Origin of the sequence: Type-D symbiont of Plautia stali, assembly GCF_001485335.1 — a bacterium.
Taxonomy (GTDB): Bacteria; Pseudomonadota; Gammaproteobacteria; order Enterobacterales; family Enterobacteriaceae; genus Pantoea; species Pantoea vagans_C.
On sequence record NZ_BBOC01000125.1, the window covers coordinates 1 to 11,136 of the forward strand.

At 53.3% G+C, this 11,136-nt stretch carries 7 protein-coding genes and 1 pseudogene; 2 read left to right on the plus strand and 6 right to left on the minus strand.

Features of this window, described 5'->3' with window-relative positions:
- Nucleotides 1-133: 133 nt before the first annotated feature.
- From astB to PSSD_RS24215, 4 genes and pseudogenes are all read right to left on the minus strand, one after another.
- Entirely contained in the window at nucleotides 134-1,462 is a 1,329-nt protein-coding gene (gene astB, locus PSSD_RS24200) for an N-succinylarginine dihydrolase (protein ID WP_058973995.1), read from the minus strand.
- Nucleotides 1,462-2,928, minus strand: coding sequence for a succinylglutamate-semialdehyde dehydrogenase (gene astD, locus PSSD_RS24205; RefSeq protein WP_039328856.1), 1,467 nt, complete (start codon nucleotides 2,926-2,928; stop codon nucleotides 1,462-1,464). The genes astB and astD overlap by 1 nt, the downstream gene beginning before the upstream one ends.
- Complete coding sequence (astA, locus tag PSSD_RS24210; protein ID WP_058973992.1) at nucleotides 2,925-3,956, minus strand: arginine N-succinyltransferase; 1,032 nt, start codon at nucleotides 3,954-3,956, stop codon at nucleotides 2,925-2,927. Before astA ends, astD begins: the two co-directional genes overlap by 4 nt.
- A pseudogene (locus tag PSSD_RS24215) lies at nucleotides 3,953-5,172 on the minus strand (aspartate aminotransferase family protein). The gene astA and the pseudogene PSSD_RS24215 overlap by 4 nt, the downstream one beginning before the upstream one ends.
- An 888-nt stretch (nucleotides 5,173-6,060) precedes the next feature.
- Between PSSD_RS24215 and PSSD_RS24220 the strand changes: the two are divergent.
- Together PSSD_RS24220 and PSSD_RS24225 are read left to right on the plus strand one after the other, a co-directional pair.
- On the plus strand, nucleotides 6,061-7,152 hold the full coding sequence (locus PSSD_RS24220) for a porin (RefSeq protein ID WP_039328849.1): 1,092 nt from the start codon (nucleotides 6,061-6,063) through the stop codon (nucleotides 7,150-7,152).
- Between the two features lie 178 nt (nucleotides 7,153-7,330).
- Nucleotides 7,331-8,389 carry an alpha/beta hydrolase family protein gene (locus PSSD_RS24225; protein ID WP_058973993.1) on the plus strand — a complete coding sequence of 353 codons (1,059 nt, stop codon included), beginning with the start codon at nucleotides 7,331-7,333 and terminating at the stop codon, nucleotides 8,387-8,389.
- Here PSSD_RS24225 and PSSD_RS24230 read toward each other — a convergent pair.
- Both PSSD_RS24230 and PSSD_RS24235 read right to left on the minus strand, forming a co-directional pair.
- The gene (locus PSSD_RS24230; RefSeq protein WP_058973994.1) at nucleotides 8,322-9,341 is read right to left on the minus strand and encodes a helix-turn-helix domain-containing protein; all 1,020 of its coding nucleotides are present in this window, start codon (nucleotides 9,339-9,341) and stop codon (nucleotides 8,322-8,324) included. The two genes, PSSD_RS24225 and PSSD_RS24230, sit on opposite strands and share 68 nt — an antisense overlap.
- A 91-nt stretch (nucleotides 9,342-9,432) precedes the next feature.
- Nucleotides 9,433-10,818, minus strand: a complete 1,386-nt coding sequence (locus PSSD_RS24235; RefSeq protein ID WP_058973996.1) for a YchO/YchP family invasin — start codon at nucleotides 10,816-10,818, stop codon at nucleotides 9,433-9,435.
- Between the last annotated feature and the right edge of the window lie 318 nt (nucleotides 10,819-11,136).

The window sequence follows — 11,136 nt, forward strand, 5'->3', positions numbered from 1 at the left end:
GCCACTGCCAGCTCAAATGGTCATTACGGCCTTCTCGCTGGCGAGGTGGCTGACCGGACAAGGTTTGCTGTAAAAAGTCCTGCATGATTTCTCCTTTCTCACTCAGAGGCGGGCCTGTCGCCCGCCCCCAGTGTTAACGCTGAAATGCGTAGACACTGCCTAAGTCTAGCAGCTGAGTCAGCTCATCCAGCGCGGTACGTCCTTCACGCAGCAATTGGGGGTCGGCCAAATCAGCCTGGGTTAAACGATCGCGATAATGACGATCAACCCACTGATTCAGCGTGGCGAACAGTCGGTCGTTCATCATCACCGCAGGGTTAAGCGCCTGCCGTTCTGCTTCAGTCAGCACCACACGCAGACGCAGACACGCCGGACCGCCACCGTTGTACATGCTTTCACGCAGGTCAAAGACTTTCAGCTCGCGAATCGGCCCCCCGCTTGCCACCAGCTCCGTCAGATAGCGCCACACGCCCGGGTGCTGGCGCGACTCCTCTGGCAGCACCAACAGCATACCGCCGTCAGGATGGCGCAACAGTTGGCTGTTAAACAGATAGGTATTGACCGCATCGGCGACAGAGACTTGACTGCTCGGCACCACAATCGGCTGGAAACCCGGCACCGCTTCCGCCAGTTGTTGCAGTAGCTGCGGTTGATCGACAAAGGCTTCCTGATGGCAGAACAGCACCTGTTGGTTACTTACCGCGATCACATCATTATGAAATACGCCCTGATCGATCACCGCAGGATTCTGCTGCGCAAACACAGTGCGGCTGCCGTCCAGCTGATGCAGCCGCGCCACCGCTTCACTGGCCTCACGTGTCTGACGCGCCGGATAGCGTGCAGGAACATTACCCTGCTGCTGCCCGTCACGGCCATAAATAAACAGCTGTACGCCCGCATCACCATACTCGGCACCAAAGCGGTTATGGTTCGCGGCCCCTTCATCGCCGAACAGCGCGACTTGCGGCAACGCGTCATGCACACTGAAATGCTGTGGATCGCGGAAAATGGCCCGCAAAAGATCGGCCGTTTCCGGCGCTTCGATTGCGCGATGAAACTTATTGTTCAGATTAGCGACGGTGAAATGCACACGACCATTGGCACTGTCTGCCGAAGGAGATACCGTTGCCGCGTTCGCCACCCACATGGCGGAGGCCGAACTCACCGCAGACAATAGCTGCGGCGCCTGCTGTGCCGCTTTGGCCAATACCTGCTCATCCGTGCCGCTAAAACCCAGTTGGCGCAGTAAAGGAAGATTGGGCCGCTCATGCGGCGGGATCACCCCTTGCACAAAGCCCAAATCAGCCAATGCTTTCATTTTCAGCAGTCCCTGCTTTGCCGCCAGACGCGGATTAGAGGGCTGCAACTGGTTGCGCGTCGAAGCTTCGTTACCAAACGACAATCCCGCGTAATGGTGCGTCAGGCCGACCAACCCATCGAAATTGGCTTCAAACGCCTTCATCATAATGACTCCTCAGCGGAGAAATCGAGGCCCGGTGACAGGCTGCCTGGCAGCGCCAGACTTGGGCTTTCCAGCGAAGCCATCGGCCACGCACAATAGTCGGCTGCATACCAGGCGCTGGCGCGATGGTTGCCGGAAGCGCCTATACCGCCAAACGGCGCGGTACTGGCGGCGCCCGTCAGCGGTTTATTCCAGTTCACAATCCCGGCACGCGCCTCAAGTAACAGCTGATCAAACTGCGCACGCTGCGGAGAGATTAGGCCGCATGACAGCCCGTAACGCGTGTTGTTTGCCATCTTAATCGCCTGCTCATACTCGTCGTAACGGATGACCTGCAACAGCGGCCCAAACACCTCTTCATCCGGCAGATTGGCCACACCAGTCATCTCGATGATACCCGGTGTGAGAATAGCGCTGTCACGGTCTGGCCAGTGCATGCCCAGCAGCACTTTACCGCCGGAAGCGATTAATTGTTGCCAGGCAGCAAAAATGTGCCCAGCAGCCGTAGGTGAAATTACGCTGCCCATAAAGGGTTGCGGTTCCGCGTTCCATGCGCCAGGCTGCAAACGCGCCGTGACTTCAACCAAACGTTGCAGGAAGGCATCGCCTGCGGCACCCCGTTTCACCAGCAAACGCCGTGCGCAGGTGCAACGCTGCCCGGCAGTGATAAAGGCAGACTGAATAGCGATATGTACCGCACCATCCAGATCGGCAGGATCTTCCACAATCAAAGCATTATTGCCGCCCATCTCCAGCGCGAGCATCTTCTCTGGCTGTCCGGCGAACTGGCGGTGCAGGTGATAACCGGTGGCCGCGCTGCCGGTAAACAGCAAACCATCGATTTGCGGCTCATGGGCCAGCGCCTGCCCCGTTTCACGACCGCCCTGCACTAGCGCCATCACGCCAGCGGGCAAGCCTGCCTGCTCCCACAGCGCGACGGTTTTTTCGGCGGTCATCGGCGTCAGTTCACTGGGTTTAAACACCACGCAGTTCCCGGCCAGCAACGCAGGAACAATATGGCCGTTTGGCAGATGCCCTGGGAAATTGTACGGGCCAAACACGGCCAGCACGCCGTGCGGGCGATGGCGCAACGAACTCTCACCTTCGGCCTGCTCACCGGTACGCGTGTGGTAGGCTTTGACCGAGATGGCAATCTTATTGATCATCGCCTGCACTTCAGTCAGCGTTTCCCAGCGTGGTTTGCCGGTTTCGCGGGCGATGGTTTCTGCCAGTGCGGTTTTATTGCTGTCGAGTAATTTGGCAAAAGCCTCCACTAACGCCTGACGTTCAGCGACCGGTTTCCGTGCCCATGCCGGAAAGGCTGCACGTGCCGCTTCACAGGCCGCAGCAACCTGCGCACCGCTCGCGGCTTTACCCTGCCAGAGGGTTTCACCCGTGACCGGGTTATGTTTGCTAAAGCTCTCCGCGCCGCCCGTCACCCACTGACCATTAATAAAGTGCGTCATGCTTTCTTCTCCTCGCGGCACAGCGTAACGACACGCAGTGCATCGCCAAATTCACAGCGCAACGCGGTGCGCTGTGCTTCATTTATGCGTACCTTGCCGGATGAGATATCCACCGGCAGTAATGCGACACGGAAATGTTGGTAATCGCTGTTAGCCACCAGGCACAGCGGCCAGTTTTCATCGGCCTCACCCGCTTCCGCGTGAAGCATCTGGCTTTTGCGGATGGCGCGGATGCGATCGATCTCGCACTCCAGCGTTGGGCCACCGTCAAAAATGTCGATATAGTTGAGATAGCGAAACCCTTCGGCTTCCAGAACGGCGCGTGCCGGTGCAGTTTTTGGATGCACTTCGCCAATGACCTTTTGTGCCGCTTCAGTCAGGTAATGGATATACAAAGGATGCTTAGGCATCAGCTCGGCAATAAAGGCTTTTTGCCCGGTGCCGCTGAGGAAATCGGCCTCGCTAAACTCCATCGAGAAGAAGCGGCTGCCGACGCTGTCCCAGAACGGGGAATGACCATTGTCGTCACTGACGCCGCGCATCTCTGCCACCACATGTTTCATAAAGCGGTCACGGAAATTCGCCATAAACAGGAAGCGCGATTTTGATAACAGATAGCCATTCTTCCCGTCGCGATAGTCAGGATCGAGAAACAGCGTACAGAGTTCACTGCTGCCGGTGTGATCGTTACTCAGCGACAGAGTGGGCAAACTGGCATACACATTTAACTCTTTGGAGGCGTGCACCTGGGTGCCAACGCGGAAGTTGTACCAGGGATCCTGCAAACCTACCGCTACCTCAATGGCACAGATGCCTACGGCGCGGTTATCTTCGCTATCGGCCAACACAAACACATAGCCCTGCTCAGCGCGCGATAATGTGCCTTGCCAGGTCTGCAGTGACCGCTCAATTCGCGCTTTCAGTGTTTCGCTATCGGCAGGCAGCGAGGTTAAACCGCCCCCGGTTTTGCCCGCCAGCGACAGCAACTGCGCTAAGTCGTCACGTTCAACGGGGCGAATCACCATCATGATGCGGCTCCTGATAGCACGCGGGCGCAGGCACGTTCAAAACGAGCCAGCCCTTCTTTTACTTCTGCTTCACTGATGTTGAGCGCGGGCGCGAATCGCACCACGTTAGCACCGGCAATCAGCACCATTACGCCCTCTTCAGCAGCTGCGAGGTTAAATTGCTTGGCCTTACCAGCAAAATCTTCATTCAACACCGCGCCAATCAGCAGACCCAACCCACGGATCTCTTTAAAGATTGGCAGGCGTTGATTCAGCTCCTGCAACGCTGCGACAAACCACTGGTGGCGTTCAGAAACACCGGCCATAAAATCGGGCTGATTGATCAGCTCCATCACTTTGCCCGCCACAGCGCCCGCCAATGGGTTACCGCCATAAGTGGTACCGTGTGTGCCCACACCCATCACCAGCGCCAGATCTTCACGCGTCAGCATGGCACCAATCGGGAAGCCGCCACCCAACGCTTTCGCCGTGGTCAGAACGTCTGGCATCACGCCATAGTGCATGTAGGCGTAAAGTGAACCGGTACGGCCCACACCGCTTTGCACTTCATCGAAAATCAGCGTGGCCTGATGTTTGTCACACAACTCGCGTAAACCACGCAGGAAAGCCGGATCGGCAGGCAACACCCCACCTTCCCCCTGAATCGGTTCAACAATGACGGCGCAGGTTTGGTCATTGATCAGAGCGGCAGCAGAGGCAAGGTCATTGAAGTGGGCATGCTGAATTGCGGGAGGTAGCGGCGCGAAGTCGCGCGAGTAAGCGGGCTGACCGCCGGCGGACACCGTGAACAGCGTGCGGCCATGGAAGGCGTTATTGAAAGCCACGATGCCATTTTTTCCGCACCAAATCGATCGTGCGCCACTTTACGCGCCAGCTTAAGTGCCGCTTCGTTGGCTTCAGCACCGGAGTTACAGAAGAACACACGGTCAGCAAAGGTGGCATCTATTAACTGCTTAGCCAGACGCAAGATCGGTTCATTTGTGTAACCATTACCGGTGTGCCACAGTTTGCTCGCTTGCTCTGTCAGAGCCTGTTGCAAAGCAGGATGCGCATGTCCTAAGGCATTGACCGCGATGCCACCTGCAAAGTCGATGTAATCCTTTCCCTGCTGATCCCAAAGTGTTGAACCTTCAGCGCGCACCGGTACAAAAGCCGCTGGGGCATAAACCGGCATCATCCATTGATCGAAATCGTGACGCGAAACTTGCAGTGACATAGCCATTTCTCCTGCTCCACTTCAGGTGAAGCTTTTGTTTTAAAATTGTTAAAAGCTGTTGTATTGCAGCTCTACTGTAGAGTGCAGTAAGCGTGCCAGCTAGCAGAAAAAATGCATAAATGGCTTTGAGTAACGCAATATCAATGAGTTAATCAATACCGATATTCACTTTAAATGCATAAAAAGTGAATACTTGTCTGATGTGGATTGATGTGCAGGAATTTCTTTAGCGGATTTATGCATTCGCAAAATGAAATCATGCTTTTGTGATCGAACATGAAATATTTCGCCAAAATGACGCGCGCAATGCCTCTTTTTGGGGCGAGCTGTGCACCAATGGTGCGCGGGAGTGCAGGAATTGTGCAGAGGCCGATCGCTGTTGAAGCCCGCTAATTGTGAACTTTATTAACAATTAACCGAGGCCAATAGAATGTTTTTTAATCAGGGTTAATTAAACGGATCCTAAATAACATTTAGTGACTAAGGTTATTATCAAATCGGAAATAAACAGATACAAAGTGGTGAACCTGATAATTACCCTGCTAATCATTAGGGGGTTCTGGATATTTGTTATTGAACAATAACGCATAGGCTTGTGCTATTTAACTCACAAAATTAAAATTTTACTGACCGTTCTTTAACCTACATTAAGGTATTTATTTTCAATATCTTAGTTATTTAATCAACCCATTAACTCTTCATAAATGGGATAAGTTTATCCAATGTAAAATCCCACATATTGGAAGTTAAGATTAAAAATCACACAAAAAGCCAACAGGAAATATTTAGTTACATATATTGCACTTTTGATCTTGAACTTTTTGTGTCATTTTCTTTTCACCCCGAAAACGGGGATACAATTAAAAAATATCACAGGGTAAAAAATAAATGATGAAGCGCTCTTTACTGGCAGCAGTGATGCCTTTACTGCTGGGACTTTCTTCGGCTCACGCCGCCGAAATCTATAACAAAGATGGCAACAAGCTGGATCTGACCGGCAAAATTAACGTTTCGCATTTGTTCTCTGACAACGACAGCTCAAACGGCGACGTGTCTTCTTACACCCGTATAGGCTTTAAAGGCGAAACCAAAATTAATGACCAACTGACCGGTTATGGTCAGTGGCAATACCAGTACAGCCTGAGCAACTCTGAAGGCAGCGATGCGAACTCAGGCAACAAAACCCGTCTTGGTTTTGCGGGTCTGAAAATCGCTCAGTTCGGTTCAATCGACTACGGTCGTAACTACGGTCTGGTTTACGACGTTTTGGGTTACACCGACATGCTGCCGTACTTCGGTGGTGACTCGGGTTATACCGATGCATTCCTGTCTGGCCGCTCAACGGGCGTGCTGACCTGGCGCAACAAAGATTTCTTCGGTCTGGTGAAAGGCTGGAACTTTGCGGCACAGTATGAAGGTAAAAATGAGCGTTCTGACAGCGCCACCGCGAGCAATCTGGCAGTGCGTCGTTCAAATGGTGACGGTTTCGCACTTTCAACTTCATACGATTTCGACTTTGGTTTAAGCATCGTAGGTGCTTACGCTAACCTGGACCGTGTCACGGCACAAAATACCGCGACCTACGGCAGAGGCGACAAAGCGCAGAGTTGGGCAACCGGTCTGAAGTATGATGCGAACCAGATTTACCTGGCGACCATCTATGGCGAAACCCAGAACGCGACTCCGGTCGGCAATACTGGTTTTGCGAATAAAGCGGTGAATTTTGAAGCCGTTGCACAGTATCAGTTCTTGAACGGTCTGCGTCCTTCTTTAGCTTATGTTTCTTCTCGTGCTAAAGATCTGGAAAACAATGTCGGTGATACTGACCTGTTCAAATACGTTGCCGTTGGCCTGACCTATTACTTCAACAAAAACATGTCTGCTTACGCGGAATATAAGATCAACTTGTTGAAAGATAATAATCCGTTGAACATCAATACTGACGATGTTACCGCTGTAGGCTTGGTGTATCAGTTCTAAGTTGGTTTCCCCTCATTGCATACCGGCTAGTGTCGGCTGGGTATGAGCCAAGGGCAGCGCAAGCTGCCCTTTTCTTTTGTATAAGCTAAAAAATCAGTACTGGATCGTGATTCAGGACGCGCTAACCGTCTGTATTCGCTATTTATCTTCATGACTCAACTCATGGAGACTGCAATAAATGATTCGACCTTATGTTTTGGCGCTGTTACTGATTCTCATCTCTTCTTATGCACAAGCTGGAACCGGATTCCGCCAACTGACGCTAGAAGCGCAAACCGCTCGACCACTCAACGTGACCCTCTGGTACCCCAGCAACCCGGCAGGTGCGTCCGAGCAGGCAGGAGAAAATGCAGCGTTTTACGGCGAGTCAGTATTACGTAATGCCACTCCTCTGCATCAACCTCATCCCTTAATTATGCTGTCCCATGGATATGGTGGTAGCTGGCGCAATCTGAACTGGTTAGCCGTTGCCTTAGTGGCGCAGGGTTATATGGTTGCCGCTCCCGATCATCCGGGCACCACCACGGCAAATACTGAACCGCAATTTGCTCAACAGCTGTGGCTTCGTCCGCAGGATATTAATCAGTTAATCGCTGCGTTGCAGGCGAACCCGCAGCTGGCAGGCGAAGTGGATACCACGCGTATTGCGGCCATCGGACATTCACTGGGTGGTTGGACGGTGCTGGAATTGGTGGGTGCACAATTTTCATCGGCATCCTATATTCAAGATTGCCAGCACCGTCAGCAACTCTCAGACTGTAAGCTAATTGAAACCTTGGGGATCAATCACACCGCCAATCATGCATTACTGGATGCGCCCTTGCGCAATCCCGTCATTAAAGCGGCCGTGTCGCTCGATCTGGGTTTAGCTCGCGGATTCACGCCAGAGAGCCTGGCCAATATCAACGTGCCGGTGATGGTGCTTTCCGCAGAACAGGATAGCGTTGAGTTACCTTCCTCGCTGGAATCCGGTTATCTGGCACAGCATATTCCACCGCGCTGGGTGCAGTTCTCACGTGTTCGTGGCGCAACCCACTTCAGCTTTATGCAGCGCTGTAAACCTGATGCCGCTGCGCTGCTTGATAAGTTTTCACCCGGCGATGGCATTGTCTGTAACGATCAGGACAGCCGCAGTCGTGCGGCCATTCATCAAGATATCATCCAGCGAATCACACCCTTTCTCGCTCAGGCGCTGAATTTCCCAGCTGCCGAAAGGCACTCGGCGTCATCCCGCTGATACGCAAAAATTCGCGATTGAAGTTAGATTTGGTGGTGAAACCTGATGCCAACATAACCTCCGTAATCGGCAGAGCGCTGTTACGGAGTAAATGCTGTGCGTGAGAAATACGCAGACCATTAACCCACTGTGAGACATTGCAGTGGTAAGTCGTATTCACGGCGCGAGAAATCTGACGAGCAGGAATGCCGGCTTTCCGCGCCAACATATTCAACGTCAGGTTGTTCTCAAGAAACAGCGCATTTTTACGCAGCCGTTCTTCCAGTTGTTCGCAAAGCGCGGCCTGCTCAGGAGAAGGGATATCAACAACCTCAACCTCGGGCACTGACGCTTCTGGTGCAATTGGGCGTGTACGTGCGGCAAGCGCAATGGCCAGTGCCAGAAAAGGCAGCATGAATGTTTGCAACAGCGCTATGAGTGGGAGCGCAAATTTACCCTGATGCCAGGCAAATTCCACCGCCACTAACAGGTCAGTGACGCCGGAGAAACAGAGAAAAATACCAGCCGCCAGCGCCATCTTCGCCGCGAATGGCACTTCGCTAATACGCACCTCAGTCAATTTCTCGCTGCCGCGTATCCCTACATGGATCAGTGCCATGCCGTAGGCAAGATAGAGTGCAAACAGCACCGCATCAATGGCTGGGGGCCAGCATTGCTGAATAATAATAGCCAGTATCACTGGCGCGATGTGCCAACGAGAAACGCTATGTTGGGTGAGATGACTGAAACAGTGCCACGCCAGCGCAGGCAGCACCGTTGCGATCAAGACACGAAGCAGCATCAGCATCGGCGAGGGCCAGACCCAACGCACTATTCCCACCGTGAGTAATAGCGAGCATAAAAGGAGGAAGCGTAGCGTATGGCGATGACGTTGCCGATCGCCAATCCATAGCGTCAACATTAAGATTAGCAGCACCAGCAGCGTGACCAGCGGCAGTGGAATTGATGGCATAGCGAGGAAGTCCATTCCTGAAATTCAGCTGCCATGTTACACAGGATCAACCCTCATCCGGCAGCAATTTCTTCGTCGTTTACTGGCAGAGTTACGGTGCCATGACGTTGAAGCGGTTGTCCTCTCCTGAGTCAATCGAGAAAGGCTCCTGTAGCTGCAGGGTGATCCAGTTTGACGTTACGCGGCTGCCTTTACTGTCTTCTAATGTCACCGAGAGACGATAGCGGTTGCTGGCACCTGAGGTGGCGTCCCATGCGGGCATGATGATGCTCCAGCCCTGCGGATCGTTAGGGTTACTGCCCGGCGTCAGGCTAAGTGCCTGCGTATCACCCTGCCAGACCACTTTAGTAATCGGATTGGCATTACGGATTTGTAGCTTCAGCGGCAGGCTCTCCCCGCCGTTAAGCTGCCACGGTGGCGTGGCGAGGAACACCGATAAGGTTTTACGCTGGCGATACTCCATCACCGGCGTACTGTTGCGGGTGACCATATCGTACCGACTGCCGCGCAGCGATCGCGCCTCGGCCACGTTATCGGCGCTGAGTTGTTGGCTGAGCGGCACGCCAAAGCGATAGTTGAGATGCAGGCCAAGTTGATCCTGGCTCTCACCTTCATTGCTGGTTTTGTGGCTGGCAGAGAAGGTGATCAATGGCACCGGCGTGTAGGAGACACCAAAGGTCAGTGCGGACGGATTATGGTAGCTGTTGCCGGTATTAAATAAATCCACGTCGTTGCCGAGATACTGCTCCCAACTCACCGACATGCCTAGCTGGCGATAAAACGGTAAGTAGCCTTGCGTCGTGACATCGTAACCGCGCGCCAGGCGTTCCTGTTGAAAAGGATCGCGGTTTTGCCAGCCTGAAAGTGGCGTGTAGTAGTTAGCAGAGAAGCGTAGGTAGTCGCTCCAGGCTTCTGTTCCCAGTGATGCTCGCTGCAACCCGCTGTTGAACATCCGGTCGACGAAGCCGTTGTAGCCTAGTAGCCATTTTCCTGCCGTCCAGCGCTGTCCCAGCCCCAGATTGCCCACCAGCCCGTCATCGGTTTGATGGAAGCCCACTTCACTGAAGGTGAGATATTGATAACGATCGGCCCACGGCGTCAGCAGGGATGCCCCGCTACCGGTGAAGTTGCCGTCCATATCGACGTTAAAGTCGATCTGCGCTTTACCATAGGGTGACAGCAGCGACTGCCCTTCATCGACAACGCGATCCCCCAGTTCATCACGAAAGTGATTGAAAGCCCAAATCCCCGCCTGATGGCCAAAGGTACTGTCATTGCTGCTGTCTTGGCTGGCCTCCCCAATGCTTTTTGCGATGGTTGCCAGCTGTTTACTGAAGGCGGCATTCTGATCCTCATAACCCAACGCAGGCAGCGCATCCGCCATTTTTTGGAAGCGTGTTGGATCGCTGAACGGCGTTTCTGCGACATGGGTGTCTGTTACCAGAGCCAAAGTTGGCGCCGACAAGATTAAGCCCATGGCAGCGGGCAGGATGCGCAGAGATTTGAAGGTAAACAAAACAGGTAACATAACAAAAACAGGCTTTTATCCAGTTAAGAATTAGAGGTAGATCACAAATTCCTACTGGAATACCCTAGCACATTCTGCCGTTGATGCCGAAAACACCGGGGTAATTCGGACATTTTACATACGGATATCGTGGGTCAAGTAAGTCAGGGATGACACACACGGTGGTAACGGTGATAACGCAAGCAGGTATCGCACCGGGGATGGCGGTCCTCGCGCCGCTGACGCGGTGCCTTCACTTCACTCGTATGCCTTACGGACCGGTGCCGA

Bases quoted from the DNA above. Each gene is read 5' to 3' on its own strand.
- astB (WP_058973995.1), bottom strand. From the start codon at position 1,462: ATGAAGGCGTTTGAAGCCAATTTCGATGGGTTGGTCGGCCTGACGCAC.
- PSSD_RS24230 (WP_058973994.1), bottom strand. From the start codon at position 9,341: ATGCCATCAATTCCACTGCCGCTGGTCACGCTGCTGGTGCTGCTAATC.
- PSSD_RS24235 (WP_058973996.1), bottom strand. From the start codon at position 10,818: ATGGGCTTAATCTTGTCGGCGCCAACTTTGGCTCTGGTAACAGACACC.
- PSSD_RS24220 (WP_039328849.1), top strand. From the start codon at position 6,061: ATGATGAAGCGCTCTTTACTGGCAGCAGTGATGCCTTTACTGCTGGGA.
- astD (WP_039328856.1), bottom strand. From the start codon at position 2,928: ATGACGCACTTTATTAATGGTCAGTGGGTGACGGGCGGCGCGGAGAGC.
- PSSD_RS24225 (WP_058973993.1), top strand. From the start codon at position 7,331: ATGATTCGACCTTATGTTTTGGCGCTGTTACTGATTCTCATCTCTTCT.
- astA (WP_058973992.1), bottom strand. From the start codon at position 3,956: ATGATGGTGATTCGCCCCGTTGAACGTGACGACTTAGCGCAGTTGCTG.